Genomic DNA, 19,737 nt, shown 5'->3' with positions numbered 1-19,737 from the left:
GGTTGATGACGTTGACGCGGTTGTAGGCGTTGATGATCGCGATCAGCGAGATCAGCGCGGCGAGCTGCTCCTCGTCGTAGTGCTTGGCGGCGTCGGCCCACACCTCGTCGCTCACTCCGCCGGCGGCGTCCGCGATGCGGGTGCCCTCCTCGGNGAGTGCGAGNGCGGCGCGCTCGGCGTCGGTGAAGACCGTGGCCTCGCGCCAGGCGGCGACCAGGTTGAGGCGCTGCTGGGTCTCGCCCGCGGCGGTGGCGTCCTTGGTGTGCATGTCGGTGCAGAAGCCGCAGCCGTTGATCTGGCTGGCGCGGATCTTCACCAATTCCTGGGTGGCGTGCGGCAGGCCGGAGTCCGTCACCGCCTTCCCCGCCGAGTTGATGTGCCGCAGCACCTTGCCGGCGAGGGGGTTGGCGAAGAAGTCGATGCGCGCGTTCATGTGCTCTCCCAGGGTCCGTCGTCGCTTCCGCCGTTGCGGTGGCGTAGTACTGACGGACCGGCCGCGCGGAGTGTGACAGCCTGGCGCATGTGACCTACGTCTCATCCTGTCGTGACCGTGTGCGGCACCCCGTCCAGCGGGCACGAAGCGGCCGATAACCTTGCCGCGTGGACGGGGAGCGGAGCGCCGGGTGAGTGAGCGTCGGGAACGCGACTGGACGGACATGACGCCGGGGGACTTCGACCGTGAGGCCCCGCTGTGCCTCAACGTGCGCACCGGCCCGGCCGTCGTCCCCGCAGAGCCGGACGAGTACGGGACCGAGCCGCTGTTCGGCGACGAGATCCCCGAACACCGCCCGGCCCCGCGCCGCACCCCGCGCCGGACCGTCCCCGACGGGCAGCAGGGGCAGTTGTTCTGACTCCGGCGCGGGGCGGGCCCCCTGTCAGGGGAACTGGACGACCTTGGACGGGACGGTGTCGGTCCCGGAGGTGGGGCCGCCGGTGTCGTTGACGACGTGGCGGTACTGTCCCTTGCCGCCGAGCGAGATCACCTGCAGGTGCCGCATCCTGATGCCGGGCTTCACCGGCACCTGGAAGCCGTGGTGCTGCACGATGGTGTCGTCGGCCGTGTAGTTGCAGTAACTGCCGAGCGCCCACGCCTCGTGCTGCTCCACCGAGTCGGCGACCTTGTAGGCCGCGTAGCCGACGATGCCGTCATGGGTGATGGCGGCCTCGTCCGGGGCGTCGTACGCCTTCTCGTTCTGGAAGAAGATCGTGCGGCCCCGCTCGCCGCTCCAGACGACGTCGTACTTGTTGAAGTGCTCGACGAACAGGCCCGTGGCGAGCACGTCGTCGCCGTTCACCCGCAGCCCGTGGTCGGCGCGGTTGGTTCCCCAGCCGACGCCTTCGCCGTGGTCGGCGCGCCAGATCCAGGTGTGGTCGATCAGGACGTCGTCGCTGTTGACCACCACGGAGTCGGTGGCCAGACCGGGTCCCGCGCCGCCGATGCGGATGAACACGTCCTGCATGGTGGTCGGGTCGGCGGAGTGGTCGGCGGACGAGCCGGGCGGTCCGATCCGCAGCAGGGTGTCCGACCTGACCGGGCCGGCGTCGATCAGGAAACCGGCGAGCCGCACCCCGTCGACGTCCGCCACGTGCAGGGCGTCGACACCGTTCTGCGGGACGAGCGTCGCGAGGCCCAGCCCCAGCACCACCGTGCCGGGGCGGTCGACCCGGATGGTCTCGTCGATCGGGTAGACCCCGGGCGTGAACAGCAGGTTGAGGCCCTGGCCGAGCGCCGCGTTGATCGTCGCGGCCGTCGCGCCCGGCTTGACCACGTAGAACCGGTCGAGCGGCAGCGAGGTGCCACCGGTGTTGGCCGGCCAGGAGACCCCGCGTGCGTTCGTGCGCTTGGCGGGCACGAACACCTTGTACGCGTCGCCGTCCAGGTACAGGAACGGCTTCTCGCGGGAGACCGGCGTGGTGTCCAGCGTCGTGTACGGGCCGCTCGGGAAGTCGCTGGCCGGAGCGCCCTCGACCCCCGTGAACGTCATGTTCCACACGCCGTTGGTCCAGCCGCCGACGGAGCTGTCCCGGGTGTACCACTGCTGCTGGGAGTACGGTCCGACGGTGCCGTCGATGCGCGAGTCGGCGATGTAGCCGCCGGAGGCCCAGCCGTAACCGTCGGGAGCCAGGTTGAGGCCGCCCTTGACGTGGATCCGGCGGAACGGCGCGGCCTGCGCCACCGCCCAGCGGTCGGTGCCGTTGACCGGGGTGAGGGCGAGGTTCTCCGCCGAACGCCAGAAGTTCTGCGTGGCGTTGCCGCCGAACCAGCCGGCGTCGACGGTGATGTCCCCGTTGATCTGCACGTCGTCGGGGTTGAGGCCGAGCCCCGAAACCGAGGTGTAGAAACCGAGTTGCGCGTTCAGGCCGTTGTACGTGCCGGGCTTCAGCAGGAACTGGTAGCGCCCGGTGCCGAACTGGCTCTCCTCCTGCCGTGCGAAGACCTCGTCGAACTTCTGCTGGAGGCCGGGCGTGGAGGGGTCGACCACGATGACGTTCGGCCCCAGGTCGCCGCCGCCCTGGACCGGCCCTGTGACGTCCGTCGTGGTGTGCACCGCGACCTCCCACAGGGAGTAGCCGTAGCCGGTGCCGCGGGCCGTGCCGAGGACGCGGACGTACCGGCCCTCGCCGCTCACCTCGTACGACGCCCGGCCGCCGGTCGCGCCGGTCACCGACCTGAGCGGGGTCCAGTTCCGCCCGTCGGAGGAGGCCTCGATCCGGAAGTCCTTGCCGTAGGCGGCCTCCCAGTGGAGGTCCACCCCGCACAGCTCGCGCACCGAGCCGAGGTCGACCTGGAGCCACTGCGGGTCGGACCACTGGCTCGACCAGCGGGTGCCGGGGTCGCCGTCGAAGGCGGCGGAGGCGGGGGTGCCCGCGTGCTCCGTGGAGGACGCCGTCGCGGGTCCGCCCCGGGCGACGTCGGCCGTGCCGCAGGCGGCGGCCGCACGGGCCTGGGGGAGTGGCGCCCCTGCCGCGGCGGCCGGGGACTGCGCGGAGGGCAGGGTGACGAGCGCGGCCAGGGCGAGAAGCGCCGTGCCCAGGCTTCCGCGTCTGAGGAGGCCGGGGTGCTCCGTGTGTCTCATGCGTCAGCTTTCTGGCGTGGGGACGGGTGGGGAGTGGGGTGCGGGGCTCATTGCCATCGGAGGCGTGCCGGCAGGTGAACTGAACGGCTCCTCCGCTTAGTTCAGAGGTTGATTTAAGTAGTGAGGCTTGTCTCGGGCAAGCCCTCGGACACGAATTGCCGCACGGGAAGCACGGGCGGACGGGCCGGACGTGAGGGCGGGCCGGTACATGGATGTGCCTTGAATCCGATGTGTGGGGTACGCGGCGGTGGCGGTCGGATCATCGGGAGGCACCGTGCGCGGAGGCCCGGACGCCGTGCCCCGGCGTGTGGGGGCCCGGGGTCACTCCGTCGGAGGACGTCTCCTGCGCCGGGCGTCCGGTCATGAGACGTTGGCCGGGCCGGACGCCTCTTGTGCGTCGTATGCCCCCGGGATCACCCGCAGTCGGCAACCGAAGTGCGGCCACGCCGTCGTGGCCGGTCCGAAGCGGAGGAGAGTTCACACATGAGCGAGGCCAACCCCGTGCGGCGGGTAGCCAAGAAGGTCGCCGAGACCCTGCAGGGCGACGGTTCGGCCCCGGCCGACGGCGTCCCCGGCCGGCCCGCCCCCGAGCCGCCGTCCGTGGAGGAGCCGACGGAGCCGCGTGAGCCGCTGCCGCCCAAGCCGGACCAGAGCGCCCCGGCCACCGTCTCGCCCACCGGCCAGCCCACCGGGGCCGACCAGGCGCGCATGGCCCAGTCCGGCGCCCACCTGACGAACGCCCAGGGCACCCGGCTGTACGACACCGACCACTCGCTCAAGGCGGGTCCGCGCGGCCCGGTCCTGCTCCAGGACCACCACCTGCGCGAGAAGATCATGCACTTCGACCACGAGCGCATCCCGGAGCGCGTGGTCCACGCCCGCGGCGCCGGCGCGCACGGCGTCTTCCAGAGCTACGGCACGGCGTCCGCCGTGACCAAGGCCGGGTTCCTCGCCCCGGACGTCGAGACGCCGGTCTTCGTGCGATTCTCCACGGTGGTCGGCTCACGCGGCTCCGCGGACACCGTGCGCGACACCCGCGGCTTCGCGACGAAGTTCTACACCAGCGAGGGCGTCTTCGACCTGGTCGGCAACAACATCCCGGTCTTCTTCATCCAGGACGCCATCAAGTTCCCCGACGTCGTGCACGCCGCCAAGCCGCACCCCGACCGGGAGATCCCGCAGGCCCAGAGCGCCCACGACACCTTCTGGGACTTCGTCTCGCTGCACACCGAGGCCACCCACCACACGATCTTCTTCATGGGCGACCGCGGCATCCCGCGCTCGTACCGGATGATGGAGGGCTTCGGCGTCCACACCTTCCGCCTGGTCGACGCGGAGGGCGGGACCACGCTGGTGAAGTTCCACTGGAAGCCCAAGCTGGGCGTGCACTCCCTGGTGTGGGACGAGGCGCAGCTCATCAACGGCAACGACCCCGACTTCCACCGCCGGGACCTCGCCGACGCCATCGAGGCCGGCGCCTACCCGCAGTGGGAACTGGGCATCCAGACCTTCCCCGACACCCCCGACCAGACCTTCGAGGGCATCGACCTGCTGGACCCGACGAACATCGTGCCGGAGGAGCTCGCCCCGGTGCAGCCGATCGGGCTGATGACGCTCAACCGCAACCCGTCCAACTTCTTCGCCGAGACGGAGCAGGTGGCCTTCCACGTCGGTCACCTCGTGCCCGGCATCGACGTCACCGACGACCCGCTGCTCGCGGGCCGGCTGTTCTCCTACCTCGACACCCAGATCACCCGCCTCGGCGGCCCCAACTTCCCGCAGCTGCCCATCAACCGGCCGCACGCGCCCGTCAACGACATGCTCCGTGACGGCATGCACCAGACGGCCGTGCACCGGGGCGTGGCGCCCTACAAGCCCAACTCCCTCGACGGCGGCTGCCCGTTCACCGCGGGTGCGGACATGAGCGCCTACGTCGAGACGCCGGTGACCGTCCCCGAGGGGCGGAAGGTGCGCGAGGCGCCGGAGTCGTTCGCCGACCACTTCAGCCAGCCCCGCAGGTTCTGGCTCAGCATGAGCCCGGTGGAGCGCGAGCACATCATCGGCGCGTACACCTTCGAGCTCGGCAAGTGCTACGAGGAAGCGATCCGCGAGCGGACCCTCCAGGTCCTCGCCAACATCGACCCCGAGCTGTGCTCCCGGGTCGCCGAGGGGCTCGGCATGACCGCGCCGGAGCCGACGGTGCCGCTCGCCGACGTCGAGCCGAGCCCGGCGCTGTCGCAGATCGGCGGGACCTGGCCGGTGGACGGCCGCGTCGTCGGCATCCTCGCCGGTCCGGACGGTGACCTGGACGGGGTGCACGCGGTGCGTGACGCCGTGCTGGAGGCGGGCATGGTCCCGCTGGTCGTCGCGCCCACGGGCGGCACGCTCGGCACGGGCGCCCAGGCATTGACGGCGCAGCGCAGCCACGTCACGGCGCGGTCGATCGAGTTCGACGCCGTGCTGCTCGCCGGGCCGCCGGCCGCGGGGCCGGACGCGCCCGGGGCGACGGACGGCAAGGGGGCTCCCGGCGCTCCGCCGGTCGCGCCCGACCCGCGGGTCACCCAGCTCCTCCAGGAGGCGTTCCGGCACGGCAAGGCGATCGGGGCGTGGGCGGGCGGCGAGGCCGCGCTCGCGTCGGCGGGGGTGCCGGTCGACGCGCCGGGTGTCGTTGTCGCCGGCTCCGGTCCGGCGGTCCTTGAGCAGGTGCGCGAGCTGCTGGGCTCCCACCGGGTGTGGGAACGCTTCACCGCCGGCGCGTAGTACGCGTCCCCAAGGGGACGGCCGTCCTCGGCGGGACGTCGCACGGGCCGGTGCGGGTGCGTGGGGGCTGGTCGCGCAGTTCCCCGCGCCCCTGGGGGTGTGGCGGTCGCCGCGGTTTCCTGGCGACCGTGCTCCGCTATGACGTCGTGTGCGCCGCCCGCTGCGGTTGCGTGGGGCTGGTCGCGCAGTTCCCCGCGCCCCTAGGGTGTGGCGGTCGCCGCGGTTCGGTGGCGCCCCCGAAGGGGCGAGGGGAACTGCGCGCTCAGCCCCCACCGGGCCCGCACGGCACTTAAGGGGTGCGGGGAACTGCGTGACCGGCCGCCACCGGCCCTTGCCCGCCGATGCGACAGGGGCCCCGGCGGACACAGCCGTACAGTGGAACTCACGGCTGTGTCCGCCAGCCCCCACCCGGAAGCCGACCGCCCATGCGCCACCACCCCACCCCCACCCCCTCTCTCCACGGCTCGCAAGAGCCCCTCTTCGGCATCGACGACATGCCCCAGGCGCCCTCGACGGACCCCGCCCCCTCGCCGACGGCATCCCCCTTCCGGGACTCCGCGCAGGCCCGCCGCCTGCTGGCGGTCAAGGAGATCCACGCCGAACCGGCCGCGGCCGCCTCCCCTCGGGGCCGCCAGATCCTCGCCCGCTTCCCCGAGGCCCGCCTCGTCGAGGTGGCCTCCCACTGGCGCATCCCCGAGCTGCACGGCAACGAGGGCAGCGCCGACCGCTGGATGCGCATCAAGCGCGAAACGCTCGTCCTTGGGGTGAGGAAAAAGCTCACCACCCGCCCCAACGGCCGCTCCGCCGACTGGATCGCCCCCGGCCCCTCCAACGGCTGCGCCCTGTCCTGCGTGTACTGCTACGTGCCCCGCCGCAAGGGCTTCGCCAACCCCATCACCCTGTTCACCAACATCGACGCGATCGTCGCCCACCTCGGCCGGCACGTCGCCGCGCGGGGCCCGAAGACGGAGCCGAACCAGTGCGACCCCGAGGCGTGGGTGTACGACATCGGGGAGAACGGCGACTGCTCGGTCGACGCGCTGATCTGCGACAACACCGCCGACCTGATCCGTGCCTTCCGTGACTGGCCCACCGCGAAGGCGTCGTTCGCGACCAAGTTCGTCAACCCCGACCTGCTGGAGCTCGACCCGCGCGGCCGTACCCGCGTCCGGTTCTCGGTGATGCCCGCCGACGACTCCCGCCTGCTGGACCTGCGCACCAGCCCGGTGGACCGGCGGATCGCCGCCGCCGCGGACTTCCTCGACGCGGGCTACGAGGTGCACTTCAACCTCTCGCCCGTCGTCGTCCGCCCCGGCTGGCAGGACGCCTGGGACGAACTGCTGCGGCACATGGACGACGTCCTGCCGGAGCGGGTCAAACGGCAGGCGCTGGCCGAGGTCATCATGCTCACCCACAACGCGGACCTGCACGAGGTGAACCTCCGCTGGCACCCGCGTGGTGAGGACGTGCTGTGGCAGCCGGCCGCACAGGAGACCAAGCGGTCCCAGAACGGCGCCCTCAACCTCCGCTACCACGCGGGCGTCAAACGCCAGGCGCTCGCGGAGCTGCGCGACATCATCGCCCGCCGTACACCGTGGCTGGGTGTCCGGTACGCGTTCTGAGGCCGTGACAGCCTCCCCGAACTTTTCCCAGGTCACCCCGTGACAACCGGAACTAAGGTTAGGCTAACCTAGCCTTGTGATCCCTGGTGAAGAGGTGCTTCCGGGCCGGCACGGGCATGAACTGTCGGCCACCGGCGTGACCGTGGCGTACGACGGCACGGACGTCGTGCACGACGCGGAGCTGACCCTGCGGCCCGGTGAGGTGACCGTCCTCGTCGGCCCCAACGGCAGCGGCAAGTCGACCCTCCTGCGCGCCGTCGCCCGCCTGCAGCGGCCCCGGCTGGCCACCCTCACGATCGACAACGGCACCGACGCGCTGGCCCTCGGCCCCCGGGAGTTCGCCCGCCGCGTCGCCCTGCTGCTGCAGGGGCGGCCCACCCCGAGCGGCCTGAGCGTGCGCGACGTCGTGGAGTTCGGCCGCTACCCGCACCGGGGCCGCTGGGGCGGCACCGACCCGGGCGGCCGGGCCGCGGTCGACCGCGCTCTCGCCCTCACCGGCGTCACCGACCTCGCCGACCGCGGCGCCGAACACCTCTCCGGCGGACAGCTCCAGCGCGTCTGGCTGGCCGGCTGTCTCGCCCAGGAGACCGGCGTGCTGCTCCTCGACGAGCCCACCACCTACCTCGACCTGCGCTACCAGGTCGAACTCCTCGACCTCGTGCGCGAGCTGGCGGACGACCAGGGCATCGCCGTCGGGGTCGTGCTGCACGACCTCGACCAGGCGGCCGCCGTCGCCGACCGCGTCGTGCTCCTGGCGGCCGGCCGCGTCGTCGCCGAGGGCGCACCCGAGGACGTCCTCACCCCCGAGCGGCTGACCGAGGTCTACGGCATCCGCATCGAGGTCGACACCGACCCCCTCACCGGCCGCCTGCGCACCCGCGCCCTCGGCCGTCACCACACCCGAAGCGAAAGGCTCAGCACCACCTCATGAGACGCCTCCTGCGCACCGCGCCCCTGGCCGCCGCCGCTGCCCTGCTGCTCGCCGCCTGCGGCACCACCGAACCCGCGGCCGACGAGGCGCCCAAGGCGTCGGCCGAGCCCATCACCCTCACCGACGCGTCCGGCGCGAAGGTGGAGCTCGACGGCCCCGCCAAGAAGGTCGTCGGCACCGAGTGGAACGTCGTCGAGCACCTCCTCTCGCTCGGCGTGGAGCCTGTCGGCGTGGCCGACGTCAAGGGCTACAAGACGTGGGACAGCGCCGTACCGCTCACCAACGACGCCAAGGACGTCGGCACCCGCGGCGAGCCCAGCGTGGACACCATCGCCGCGCTGAACCCCGACCTCATCGTCGCCACCACCGACCTCCAGCCGAACGCCGTCAAGCAGCTGCGGAAGATCGCCCCGGTCCTCGAGGTGAAGTCCGCTGACGCCTCCGACCCGGTCGGGCGCATGCTGGAGAACGTCGACCTCATCGCGAAGGCCACCGGCACCACCGAGCAGGCGGCCACCCTGAGGAAGAACTTCGACGCGAAGCTCGCCGAGGGCGCCAAGGCCCTGGACGCCGCAGGCCTGAAGGGCGCCGAGATCGCCTTCGCCGACGGCTACGTCGCCTCCAACCAGGTCTCCCTGCGCCCCTACACCTCCGGCTCCCTCATCGGCGGCGTCAACGAGCGGCTCGGCCTGAAGAACGCCTGGAAGGTCGAGGGTGACCCGGCCTACGGCCTGGGCTCCACCGACGTCGAGGGCCTGACCGGCCTGGGCGAGGCGCAGTTCGTCTACATCGGCAACAAGCAGGACGCGAGCAGCGACCCGTTCGGCAAGGAGCTCGCGAAGAACTCGGTGTGGACGTCGCTGCCGTTCGTGAAGTCCGGTGACGTGCACCGCCTGGACGACGGCATCTGGATGTTCGGCGGCACCGGCTCCATGGAGCGTTACGTCGACTCCCTCGTCGCGGCCCTGACGAAGTAGCGCGATGGCCGTCACCGCCACCCCTCCCACCGTCCGCCCGGAGACGGTCCCGTCCCGGGCGGGCGCGGCCGCGGTGACGACCGCGCTCGTGCTCCTGGTCGCCGCCCTCGCCGTCGTCGACATCACCCAGGGCACGGCCGCGGTCGGCCCGGCCGAGGTCCTCAAGGCCCTCACCGGGCGGGCCGACCCGGCCGACGCGTCCGTCGTCATCGCCTCGCGACTGCCCCGGGCCGCCGCCGGGCTGCTCGTGGGCGCGGCCCTCGGTATCGCGGGCCTCGCCCTGCAGGCCCTCAGCCGCAACGTCCTGGCCTCCCCGGACACCCTCGCGGTCAACGCCGGTTCCTACTTCGCGCTCGGCATCGCCGCCGTCACCGGCCTGTCGCTGCCGCTGCTCGCCTCCTCCGGCATCGCCTTCGCGGGCGGTCTCGCCGCGGCGGCCGTCGTCCTCGGCCTGTCGGGGCTCGGCGCCGGCACCGTACGGCTGGTGCTGGCCGGTACCGCGCTCGCGCTCGGACTCACCGCCGTCACCGAGGGGCTGCTCCTGCTGTTTCCGCGGCAGACCGAGGGCCTCTACCAGTGGAACCAGGGCAACATCGGCCAGAACGGCTTCGACGGCGTGCTGCAGATGCTGCCCGTCGTCGTGGCCGGACTCGCCGGACTGCTCCTCGTCGCGCGCCGGGTCGACGCCCTCGCGCTCGGCGACGACACCGCGCGCGGACTGGGCGTACCCGTACGGGCCACCCGCGTCACGGCCGTCGTGCTGGCCACGCTGCTGTCCGCCGCGGCCGTCACCCTCGCCGGCCCGATCGGCTTCGTCGGCCTGTGCGCCCCGGCGCTCGCCCGCCCCCTCGCCCGCCGGTCCCGGGGCCTGCGGCGGCTGCGCGCGGGCGCCCCCGTCGCCGGTCTCGTCGGCGCCGCTCTGGTGCTCGGGGCGGACGTGCTGCTGCGCGCACTGGTCGACGCGGACACGGCCGTGGCGGTGCCCACCGGTGTGGTCACCAGCTTCGTGGGTGCCACGTTCCTGGTGGTGATGGCGGCCCGGCTGCGCGACACCGGGGGCGCCGCCGCCCCCGACAAGCTGCGCATCCGCAGCCGTACGGTCTTCCTGACCACGCTCGCGGTGCTGGTGCTCGCCCTGGCCGGCGTCACCGTCGCGGGCCTGCTGCTCGGCGACAGCAAACTGCTGCTGGGCGACGTGGTCAACTGGGCGCAGGGCAGAGCGGGCAGGACCGTCTCGTTCGTGCTGGACACCCGTACGCCCCGGGTGTTCGCCGCGCTCCTCGCGGGCGCCGCGCTCGCGCTGGCCGGCACCCTGGTCCAGGCCGTCACCCGCAACCCGCTGGCGGAACCGTCCGTCCTCGGTGTCTCCGGCGGTGGCGCGCTCGGCGCCGTGATCCTGGTGACCACCGTCCCGACGGCCGGGGGGTGGGGCGTCGCCGGGGCGGCCTTCGCCGGGTCCGCGCTCACCGCGGTCCTGGTGTTCGGGCTCGCCGCGCGTGGCGGGTTCCAGCAGAACCGGCTGGTCCTCGTCGGCATCGGTGTGGCGTCGGGGACGACCGCGGTGATCAGCCTGCTGATCGTGCTCACCGACCCGTTCAACGCCACCAAGGCGCTCACCTGGCTGTCGGGTTCCACGTACGGCCGGGCCCTGCCGGACGTGGTGCCGCTCGCGCTGGTCCTCGTCGCCGGTGTCGCGGTGGCCGCTGTACGGCACCGGGAACTCGACCTGGTCTCCCTGGACGAGGACACCCCCCAACTGCTCGGCCTCGATCTGTCCCGGGCCCGGCTCGGCTTCCTCGTGCTGAGCGTGCTGCTCACCGCGACCGCCGTGGCCGCCGCGGGCACCATCGGCTTCGTCGGCCTGGTGGCACCCCACGCCGCCCGGGCCCTGGTCGGCCGGCGGCACACCCGGGTGCTCCCGGTCGCCGTGCTGCTCGGCGCCGTACTGGTGTGCGCGGCGGACCTGTTGGGCCGTACGGTCATCGCCCCGGCGCAGCTGGGCGCCGGTCTGATGACGGCCGTGATCGGCACGCCGTACTTCCTCCACGTGCTGGTGCGCAGCCGCCGGTAGGCGGTGCGGGCCGTCACCGCGGGCCTCGCGGACGGGAGTTGCCCCTCCCGGCCGCGGGGCCCGCGGTGTTCTTCGGCCGGTGACGGTCAGCCGAAGGCCTTGACGGCCTGGTAGTAGGTCCACGCGGTGCTGTTGCAGGCGGTCTTGGTGGCGCCGCCGTAGCCGTTGCAGACGCGTTTGAGGTCCTCGTAGAAGGCGCTGTCGAGCCGGGCCTTGTTGGCGGAGAAGGCGCCGGCGGCCTTGTAGTTGCGGTAGCCGAAGTCGTGGCGGGCGCAGGCGGTCGAGAACGGGAAGCCGAAGGGGTTGTCGGGGGAGGAGGAGCAGTAGTCGGTGGACCAGTCGAACTGGTAGGCCGACCAGGCCGACCGGTTGGCCCGGGCGGCGACCCATTGGTTGTGGCTGGACGCGCTGGTCTGGGTCCAGCTGGACAGCACCTGCGGCTTGTCGGCGGGTGCCGCGTCGGCGGCGGTGGCGGTGCCGAGGACACCGACGAGGGCGAGGGCCGGGGTGGCGAGTGCGGCGGCGATTCTTCGGTGCATCCCACACCTCCATGAGACTGCGGCCCGACCACCGGACCGCAGGTTCATGACAAGACATGCCCGTGGGGGAGGTCGGTTTACACCGCAACTACCGCACGTTCTCGGCGGAGAGATCGCCCCGCCCGGGAAAAACCACCTGACAGGGTGACGGGCGGCGCACTAGCCTGACCGCGATGATCACTTCCTCCGCCCGCAGAAGGGGGGTTCCGTCCACGCAAGGTGAGTGCTGATGCACCCACTCCCCGTGGACGAGGATCCTCGTCGTTCCCTGTGGCGGCGCGTGCGCGAGTACGCCGTGCCGCCTTCCATGATCGAGACCGCGACCGCCCGCCGGAGCGCCGGCGACTGGGCGGGGGCGTGCGCCGCCGCGAACATCGACGTCGACCTGCGGCCGCGCGACCTGACCCGCACCCACGGCCGTGATCTCACGGCCCAACTGCGTGCCGACCTGAGGCATCTGGCACCCGACCTGCTGCGCTGGCACATGCCGAGGACCGCCCCCGACGGGCTGCTGCGGCCGGGCGTCACCGTCACCCTCGCCCGTTACGCTGCCGACGGCCCCCACGGGCCGCGCGCTGTGTCCCTGGTGGTCCTTACCCCGCCCGCGTGGGCGGCGGGCGGCCAGCGCATGAGCCTCGCGCTGTGGGACGGCGAACGGCTCCACGACGGCTCCGGCGGACACCCGCGCCCCCGCCCCGGCCGGCGGTTCCGGTTCGACCTCCACCGCCACCTGTGGGACGCCCGCCGCGCCCACGAACTGCGGCACCGTTCCGGTGCGGACCGCCCGGCCGGTGACGGCACGCGGGCACCGGTCACGGTGGAGCCAGGGCTGCTGCCCCCGGATCACCACTGCGCCGTGGACCGCTGGGCCGAGGAGGCCCGCATCCTGCTCCGCGACACGGGCCGGGCGGCAGGCGCCGTGGCCGTGCGGATCGACGCCCGCCACCGGCTCGTCCTGCACCTGTCCGGCGACGGATCCGTACAGCAGGCGGTACGCGCCGAACCGCCGGACGCCGACACGGCGTTCACGGTGATGCCCCTGCTGCCGGACGCGGCCACGTACGTCCTCCCCGACCTCGACCTGCTCCGGACCGGCGTGATCGACGCCGGACGGCTGCACCCGCTGGTCGCCACCGCCCTCGCACCCGGTCGCACGGCCACCGGACCGCCGCCGGGACCGGACCCCGGGCAGCCCCACCTCGTGGAGTGCCGGGGGGAACGGCACCGGGTCGCCCTCGTGGAGGGCGTCCTGGTCCCGCTCGACCACACGCCGGACGAGATACGGCGGGAGGAACTGCTGGTCGAACTGACCGGCACCCCAGTGCCCTGCCTGCGGTTCCTCGACCGCGCCCACCGCCGGCCCGACTGCCTCACCGGAGTACGCGAACGCCTGGACCACGGAGACGTCGACGGCGCGCTGGCCGTCGTCGAGAACCTGCTGGGGCCACAGGCGCGCCTGCGCGACGGGCCGCTCAGGGACGCCGTCGAAGAGGCCGCGCTGCGGCGGCTCGCCCACGGGCTGTACCGGGCGGGCCTGCGAGGTCCCGCCGGCCACCGGGTCCTGCCCGCCCCCGCCCGGCGACGCGACCACCGCTCCCACCCCCGCCACGCCACCTTCCGCTGACCACCCGGGGACGTGCTCCCCGGCCTCGCCCGCCCGACTCCCGCCACACCCACAGGTGATGACCGATGCCCATGACCGTGTCCGCCCCCTCCCGGCTCGACGTCGCCGGTGACCTGCTCACCCTGCTGCGCGACACCACCACCGAACCGCGCCCCGACATCCAGCTGGAGGCGCTCACCCTCGCCGTGGCCGCCGACCTGCCCGTACTCCTTTGGGGCGAGCCGGGCATCGGCAAGACCGCCGCGCTCACCCAGCTGGCCACCGCCCTCGACCTGCCCCTGACCACCGTGATCGCCAGCGTGCACGAGCCGTCCGACTTCTCCGGACTGCCCGTCGTCGGCGACGACCCCGCCGAACAGGGCGTCCCCATGGCCCCGCCGGACTGGGCCGTCCGCCTGGTACGCGCCGGACGCGGTCTGCTGTTCCTGGACGAACTCTCCACCGCGCCGCCCGCCGTACAGGCCGCCCTGCTGCGGCTCGTGCTGGAACGTCGCATCGGCGCGCTGCGGCTCCCGCCCGGCGTGCGGATCGTCGCCGCCGCCAACCCGCGCGCCTCGGCCGCCGACGGCTGGGAACTCAGCCCCCCGCTGGCGAACCGCTTCGTCCACCTGAACTGGACGCACGACCCCGAGGTCGTCGTCCGCGGCCTCGGCGGCACCTGGCCCCGGGCCACCCTGCCCGCACTCGACCCGGACCGGCTGCCGGAGGCGGTGGCCTTCGCCCGCCGCGCGGTGTGCGCCTTCCTCACCGCACGGCCCCCGCTGGTGCATCGGCTGCCGAACGGCGAGACCCGCCGCGGCGGCCCCTGGCCCTCACCTCGCAGCTGGGAGATGACCCTGCACCTGATCGCCTTCGCGACCGCCGCCGGATCCGACCGCGACGTCCTCTCCCCGCTGGTCCGGGGCACCGTCGGGGACGGCCCGGGCCTGGAGCTGCTGGCGAGCCTGGACCGCCTGGACCTCCCCGACCCGGAGACGCTGCTCGCCGACCCGGCCGGCGCCGAGCTGCCCGACCGGGGCGACCTGCGCCAGGCCACGCTGGACGCCGTGGTCGCGGCCGTGCGCGCCCGCCCCGAACGGGCCCGCTGGGACGCCGCCTGGGCCCTGCTGGCCCGCGCCCTCGACACCGGCGCGCCCGACCTGGTCGTCGTCCCCGCGACCACCCTCGCCACCCTGCGCCGCGAGGAATGGGACGTCCCCCAGGCCGTCGAGCGGCTCACCCGCACCCTGTCGCTGTCCCGGCGCGCCGACCAGGCCCTGGCCCGGGCGACGAAGGGGCCGGCCCGATGACGACGCGCCCGCCGCGGACCACGGCCCCCGAGCTCGACCTCGACAAGCTGCTCGCCGCCCGGCTGCTGGCCGTCCGCGCCCGCCCCTACCTCGCCACCGCCCTGTTCGCCCTGCACCCCGTCGCGTCCCGCGGCGTGCCCACGATGGCCGTCGACCGGTACTGGCGGTGCTACGTCTCACCGGTGTACGTCGCCGCCACGCCCCTGGAGGAGCTGGCCGGCGTCTGGGTGCACGAGGTGTCCCACCTGCTGCGCGACCACCATGGACGCGGCGACCGCGTGGCCCGCGAACAGGGACTCGACGGGCCGGGGGAGCGGCTGCGGATGAACATCGCCGCCGACTGCGAGATCAACGACGACGTGTACGGCGACGGACTGCCACGCCCCGACGACGTCGTCCTGCCGGAGACGCTGGGGCTGGAGCCCGGGCTGCTGATGGAGGAGTACCTGCGGCGGTTCCGGCTGGGCGCGCACACCCGCACCCTCGTCTGGCTGGACTGCGGCAGCGGCGCCGACGGCCTCGAACGGGAGTGGGACCTGGGCCCGGAGGGTGCGCACGGCCTGACCGACCAGGAACGCGACGCCGTCCGCTTCCGGGTGGCCCAGGGCATCGCCGGCCGGCCGGGCAGGACGCCGAAGCGGTGGCGGCGCTGGGCCGAGGAGGTGTTCCACCCGCCCCAGCCCTGGCGGGACCTGCTCGGCGCGGCGATGCGCTCCGCGGTCCCAGCCTCCGGTGCGGGCGACGACTACAGCTACGGCCGCCCGGCCCGGAGGTCGGCCTCCGTCCCGGGCGCCGTGCTGCCGAGCCTGCGGCGCACACCGCCCCGGGTGTCCGTCGTCGTGGACACCTCGGGCTCGGTCAGCGACACCGAACTGGGCAGCGCGCTGCTGGAGGTGACGGCGATCTCCCGCGCCGTGGGCGGGCGCCGCGATCTGGTGTCCGTGGTGCCCTGTGACGCCGCGTCCCCCGAGGTGCACCGGCTGTGCCGCGCGGAAGGGGTCCCCCTGGTCGGGGGCGGAGGCACCGATCTGCGGGCCGGGTTCGCCAGGGCACTCACCGCCCGGCCCCGCCCCGACGTGCTGGTCGTCCTCACCGACGGCCAGACGCGCTGGCCCGCCGCACGCCCCCCGTGCCGGACGGTGGTCGGCCTGTTCCCCCGCCCCGGCAGGCCCGCCGACGAGGACAGTCCGGAGTACGTGCCGGACACCCCGCCCGAGTGGGCGCGCGTGGTCACCATCGGCGACCCGCACGGATGAGCGGCCCGGTGAGTGGCTCACCGGGCCGCTCGACACGCCGGGGCGGATCGGCCGGCCCCGTCCGTGAGCTCGGCCGCGCCTGTCAGGAAGCGGGCTGCCGCAGTACGGCGACGGCGCGCGGGCCGAGGGTGAGGGTGCCGTCGGCGTCGGCGGAGCCGAGCAGCACCTCGCCGTCGAGGCCCGGCACCGGGACGGTGCCGTCGGTACGGTTCACCAGGAACACGAAGCGGCCCCCGGGACCCCGGCGGACCACCGGCTCCACGGATCCCCGCGCCACGGCGGGCAGTTCGCTCTCCACACCGGCCGGCTCCAGCAGCCGCGGCAGCAGCGCGGCGAGCCCGTCCACGCCGAGCCGGGTGGAGACGTAGGCGGCGGAGCCGCTGCCCGTCGGGCGCCGGGTGACGGCGGGCCGGCCGGCCTGCTCCCCGGTGCGGTAGCGGACCAGAACCTCCGTCTCGTCGGCGGTCACCGTGATGCGGTCGGTCCACAGGGTGCCGGTCGTGGCGTCGTCCAGCTCCACACCGTCCCCGGCGAGCAGCGGCGCGAACTCCTCGACCCGGATGCCCAGCAGATCCCGCAGGGCGCCCGGGTAACCACCGAGCCACACGTGGTCGTGCTCGTCGACGACGCCCGAGAAGTAGGTGGTGATCAGATGGCCGCCCTGCTCGGCGTACCGGGTGAGGGACTTGGCCAGGTCGGCGGGCACCATGTGCAGCACCGGCGCGATCAGCACCTGGTGACGGTGCAGGTCGGACCGGGTGGTGACGAGGTCGGCGCGGATGCCGAGGCGCAGCAGCGCCGCGTACCAGTCGAGGGCCTCCTGCCGGTAGTCGAGCAGCGCGGTGGGGTGGGAGTCCTGCTCGCTGGCCCACCACGAGTCCCAGTCGTACACGATGCCCACCGTCGCGGGCTCCCGCTCGCTGCCGGCCACCGGGGCCAGCGCCTTCAGCGTGGCGCCGAGTGCGGCCACCGAGCGGAACAGCTCGCTGTCCGCCCCGGCGTGCGGCACCATCGCCGAGTGGTACTTCTCGGCGCCCGCCGCCGACTGCCGCCACTGGAAGAAGCAGACGGCGTCCGCCCCGTGCGCCACGTGCAGCAGGGAGTCGCGCGCCAGCTCGCCGGGGCGCTTGGCCACGTTCACCGGCTGCCAGTTGACGGCGCTGGTGGAGTGCTCCATCAGGAACCACGGCCGGCCGCCGGCGATGCCGCTGGTGAGGTTGGCGGAGAAGGACAGCTCGTCGCGGTCCTGCGGGCCGGGGTGCACGTAGTGGTCGTTGGAGACGAAGTCGATCTCCTCCGCCCAGTCCGCGTAGTCCATGCCCTTGGTGTTGCCCATCACCATGAAGTTGGTGGTGACCGGCACGTCCGGGGTGATCTCGCGCAGGACGTCCCGCTCGGCGCGCAGGTGGTCCTTCAGCGCGTCCGACGAGAACCGCTTGAAGTCCAGCTGCTGCGTCGGGTTGGGGTGCGAGGCGGCCAGCCGCGGCGGCAGGATCTGCTCCCAGGCGGAGTACCGCTGCGACCAGAACGCGGTGCCCCACGCGTCGTTGAGCGCGTCCAGGGTGCGGTACCGCTCGCGCAGCCACTCCCGGAAGGCACGGGCCGCGTCGTCGGAGTGGTCGTAGACGTTGTGGCAGCCCAGCTCGTTGCTGACGTGCCAGGCGACGAGCGCCGGGTGGTCCCGGTAGCGCTCGGCGATCTTCCGCACCAGGTCGAGGGCGTACCGGCGGAAGACCGGCGAGGTGGGACGCCAGTGCTGGCGGGCGCCGGGCCACAGGGTCTCGCCGGTGGCGGTGACCGGGAGGACCTCCGGGTGGGCCGTGGTCAGCCACGGCGGCGGGGAGGCGGTGGCGGTGGCCAGGTCGACGCCGACCCCGCCCTCGTGCAGCAGGTCGAGCACCTCGTCCAGCCAGCCGAAGTCCCAGGTGTCCGCCGTCGGCTGGATGCGGGCCCAGGAGAAGATGCCGACGGACACGAGGTTCACGCCGGCCTCCCGCATCAGCCGGACGTCCTCCTCCCACACGGACCGGGGCCACTGCTCGGGGTTGTAGTCGGCACCGAAGAGGAGACGGGGGGCGGTGTCACCGTCCGTCCCGCCGGTACGGGACAGGAGGGTGGAGATCATGGCGGTCCTTCCGGGTCGGCGCATCGGGCGGCGCGCGAGTGCGCGCCGCCCGCGGGGTGGTGCGTGTCGCTACTTCTCGACGGTGAAGCCCTGCTCCTCGCCGTACTTCACCGAGGCGTCCTGCCAGGCCTTCAGACCGTCCGGCAGCGTGGTGCCGGAGATGTAGGCCTTGCCGACCGTGTCGTTGAAGATGGAGTTGGCGTACGCCTGGAAGGGCAGGTACGACCAGTTGTCGGCGACGTTGGCGGCGGAGGCGGCGAAGATCTCGTTGGCCTTCTGGCCGCCGAAGTACGAGAACTCCTTGTTCAGGAACTCGGTGGACTTCAGCTCCGCCTGGGTGGCGGGGAAGGCGCCCTCGGAGACGCGGGAGGCGACACCGTCACCGGAGTTGGCGTACTCCACGAAGGCGTAGGCCAGTTCCTTGTTCTTGGCGAGGGCGGGCACGGTCAGCGCGCTGCCGCCGTTCTCCGCGCTGGCCTTGTCGCCCTTGGCCCACGCGGGCAGGGCGGCCACGCGCCACTGGCCGGAGGCGTTCGGCACGCCCGACTCGAAGTTGGCGGGCATCCAGGCGCCGGTCGACAGGGTGGCTATGGAGCCGTCGCCGAGGCCCTTGTACCAGTCGTCGGTCCAGCTGGTGACCGGCGCGAGCAGCTTCTCGTCGATCAGCTTCTGCCAGACGGCCGTGAACTTCCGGGCGCCCGCGTCACCGAAGTCGATCTTCACGTCGGTGCCGTCGACCTCGTAGGGCCGCGAACCGGCCTGCCAGAGCAGGCTGGTGGTGAAGCCGGCGTCACCGGTGTCGTTGGCGATGTAGGCCTTGGGGTCGGCCGCGTGCAGCTTGCGGGCCGCGTCCAGGTACTCGTCCCAGGTGGTGGGGACGGTGATCTTGTACTTGTCGAAGACCTGCTTGTTGTAGAACAGCGCCATCGGGCCGGAGTCCATGGGCAGGCCGTAGACCTTGTCGCCCTCGGTGACGGCGTTCCATGGGCCCGGGGTGTACTTCGAGGCCAGCTTGTCCGCGCCGAAGCCGGACAGGTCGGTCAGGCCCTTGGTGAGGGAGTACTGGCCGACCGAGAAGTACTCGAGCTGGGCGACGTCCGGGACGCCCTTGCCGGCGGAGATGGCGTTCGACAGCGCGGTGTAGTGCTTGTCGCCGGAACGCTCGCCGACCAGGTTGATCTTGACCTTGGGGTACTTCTTCTGGAAGTCGGCGGCGACCGTCTTCAGCGTGGGCTCCCACGACCAGACGGTGACCGTGCCGCCCTTGTCCAGAGCCGCCTGGATGTCCTCGGCGGAGACCGCCTCGGTGCCGGAGCCGTCGTCCGAGCCGCCGCAGGCGGTGGCGCCCAGGGCGAGGGAGGTCACGAGGGCGATGCCGCCCAGCAGGCGGCTGGTCCTTCTGCGCATGAGTGTGCTTCCACTTCTTCGTGGGTGGGACAGATGGGGGTGGGGGTCGCGCGAACGCG

General features: G+C 73.1%; 14 protein-coding genes. 9 read left to right on the top strand and 5 right to left on the bottom strand.

The annotated features are described in order from the left end of the window. The coding region (locus B100_RS0124865; protein ID WP_024887124.1) for a carboxymuconolactone decarboxylase family protein at positions 1-433 on the bottom strand (433 nt) is incomplete at its 3' end. A 190-nt stretch (positions 434-623) separates the two neighbouring features. Between B100_RS0124865 and B100_RS0124860 the strand changes: the two genes are divergently transcribed. Continuing rightward, positions 624-851, top strand: a complete 228-nt coding sequence (locus B100_RS0124860; RefSeq protein WP_024887123.1) for a hypothetical protein — start codon at positions 624-626, stop codon at positions 849-851. Positions 852-875: 24 nt separating this feature from the next. On the opposite strand, the gene B100_RS34250 is transcribed toward B100_RS0124860, so the two are convergent. Continuing rightward, a complete protein-coding gene (locus tag B100_RS34250; RefSeq protein WP_078541164.1) occupies positions 876-3,077 on the bottom strand; it encodes a discoidin domain-containing protein in 2,202 nt (733 codons plus the stop codon). A gap of 483 nt (positions 3,078-3,560) precedes the next feature. On the opposite strand from B100_RS34250, the gene B100_RS0124850 reads away from it, so the two are divergent. From B100_RS0124850 to B100_RS0124830, 5 genes are all read left to right on the top strand, one after another. After that, positions 3,561-5,837 (top strand): catalase, encoded by a 2,277-nt coding sequence (locus tag B100_RS0124850; RefSeq protein ID WP_024887122.1) that lies wholly within the window; start codon positions 3,561-3,563, stop codon positions 5,835-5,837. A 425-nt stretch (positions 5,838-6,262) separates the two neighbouring features. Next, positions 6,263-7,459, top strand: a complete 1,197-nt coding sequence (locus B100_RS0124845; protein ID WP_024887121.1) for a spore photoproduct lyase family protein — start codon at positions 6,263-6,265, stop codon at positions 7,457-7,459. 76 nt (positions 7,460-7,535) lie between these two features. Continuing rightward, positions 7,536-8,390: an ABC transporter ATP-binding protein gene (locus B100_RS0124840; protein WP_024887120.1), complete on the top strand. Its 855-nt coding sequence runs from the start codon at positions 7,536-7,538 to the stop codon at positions 8,388-8,390. After that, complete coding sequence (locus tag B100_RS0124835) at positions 8,387-9,367, top strand: iron-siderophore ABC transporter substrate-binding protein (RefSeq protein WP_024887119.1); 981 nt, start codon at positions 8,387-8,389, stop codon at positions 9,365-9,367. The genes B100_RS0124840 and B100_RS0124835 overlap by 4 nt, the downstream gene beginning before the upstream one ends. 4 nt (positions 9,368-9,371) lie before the next feature. Next, positions 9,372-11,438, top strand: coding sequence for an iron ABC transporter permease (locus B100_RS0124830; RefSeq protein ID WP_024887118.1), 2,067 nt, complete (start codon positions 9,372-9,374; stop codon positions 11,436-11,438). An 86-nt stretch (positions 11,439-11,524) separates the two neighbouring features. Here B100_RS0124830 and B100_RS0124825 read toward each other — a convergent pair whose 3' ends face one another. Then, positions 11,525-11,977 carry a phospholipase gene (locus B100_RS0124825; protein WP_024887117.1) on the bottom strand — a complete coding sequence of 151 codons (453 nt, stop codon included), beginning with the start codon at positions 11,975-11,977 and terminating at the stop codon, positions 11,525-11,527. Positions 11,978-12,206: 229 nt separating this feature from the next. On the opposite strand from B100_RS0124825, the gene B100_RS0124820 reads away from it, so the two are divergent. The 3 genes from B100_RS0124820 (at position 12,207) to B100_RS0124810 (ending at position 16,146) form a co-directional block, all read left to right on the top strand. Further along, positions 12,207-13,601, top strand: a complete 1,395-nt coding sequence (locus tag B100_RS0124820; protein ID WP_024887116.1) for a hypothetical protein — start codon at positions 12,207-12,209, stop codon at positions 13,599-13,601. A 65-nt stretch (positions 13,602-13,666) separates the two neighbouring features. Continuing rightward, positions 13,667-14,890, top strand: coding sequence for an AAA family ATPase (locus B100_RS0124815; protein WP_024887115.1), 1,224 nt, complete (start codon positions 13,667-13,669; stop codon positions 14,888-14,890). Beyond that, positions 14,887-16,146 carry a DUF2201 family putative metallopeptidase gene (locus B100_RS0124810; RefSeq protein WP_024887114.1) on the top strand — a complete coding sequence of 420 codons (1,260 nt, stop codon included), beginning with the start codon at positions 14,887-14,889 and terminating at the stop codon, positions 16,144-16,146. The genes B100_RS0124815 and B100_RS0124810 overlap by 4 nt, the downstream gene beginning before the upstream one ends. Before the next feature lie 82 nt (positions 16,147-16,228). Here the strand turns inward: B100_RS0124810 and B100_RS0124805 are convergent, their stop codons facing one another. Both B100_RS0124805 and B100_RS0124800 read right to left on the bottom strand, forming a co-directional pair. Beyond that, positions 16,229-18,271 (bottom strand): beta-galactosidase, encoded by a 2,043-nt coding sequence (locus tag B100_RS0124805; RefSeq protein WP_024887113.1) that lies wholly within the window; start codon positions 18,269-18,271, stop codon positions 16,229-16,231. Between the two features lie 69 nt (positions 18,272-18,340). Further along, positions 18,341-19,678: an extracellular solute-binding protein gene (locus tag B100_RS0124800; RefSeq protein WP_024887112.1), complete on the bottom strand. Its 1,338-nt coding sequence runs from the start codon at positions 19,676-19,678 to the stop codon at positions 18,341-18,343. Positions 19,679-19,737: the final 59 nt, after the last annotated feature.

The organism is Streptomyces sp. CNH189 (assembly GCF_000527195.1).
Note: the sequence above shows the minus strand (reverse complement) of the source record. Positions and strands in the feature narration are given on the sequence as shown.

Coding starts and splice junctions, on each gene's coding strand:
- B100_RS34250 (WP_078541164.1), bottom strand. CDS start 3,077: ATGAGACACACGGAGCACCCCGGCCTCCTCAGACGCGGAAGCCTGGGC.
- B100_RS0124850 (WP_024887122.1), top strand. CDS start 3,561: ATGAGCGAGGCCAACCCCGTGCGGCGGGTAGCCAAGAAGGTCGCCGAG.
- B100_RS0124845 (WP_024887121.1), top strand. CDS start 6,263: ATGCGCCACCACCCCACCCCCACCCCCTCTCTCCACGGCTCGCAAGAG.
- B100_RS0124835 (WP_024887119.1), top strand. CDS start 8,387: ATGAGACGCCTCCTGCGCACCGCGCCCCTGGCCGCCGCCGCTGCCCTG.
- B100_RS0124830 (WP_024887118.1), top strand. CDS start 9,372: ATGGCCGTCACCGCCACCCCTCCCACCGTCCGCCCGGAGACGGTCCCG.
- B100_RS0124825 (WP_024887117.1), bottom strand. CDS start 11,977: ATGCACCGAAGAATCGCCGCCGCACTCGCCACCCCGGCCCTCGCCCTC.
- B100_RS0124820 (WP_024887116.1), top strand. CDS start 12,207: ATGCACCCACTCCCCGTGGACGAGGATCCTCGTCGTTCCCTGTGGCGG.
- B100_RS0124815 (WP_024887115.1), top strand. CDS start 13,667: ATGCCCATGACCGTGTCCGCCCCCTCCCGGCTCGACGTCGCCGGTGAC.
- B100_RS0124810 (WP_024887114.1), top strand. CDS start 14,887: ATGACGACGCGCCCGCCGCGGACCACGGCCCCCGAGCTCGACCTCGAC.
- B100_RS0124805 (WP_024887113.1), bottom strand. CDS start 18,271: ATGATCTCCACCCTCCTGTCCCGTACCGGCGGGACGGACGGTGACACC.
- B100_RS0124800 (WP_024887112.1), bottom strand. CDS start 19,678: ATGCGCAGAAGGACCAGCCGCCTGCTGGGCGGCATCGCCCTCGTGACC.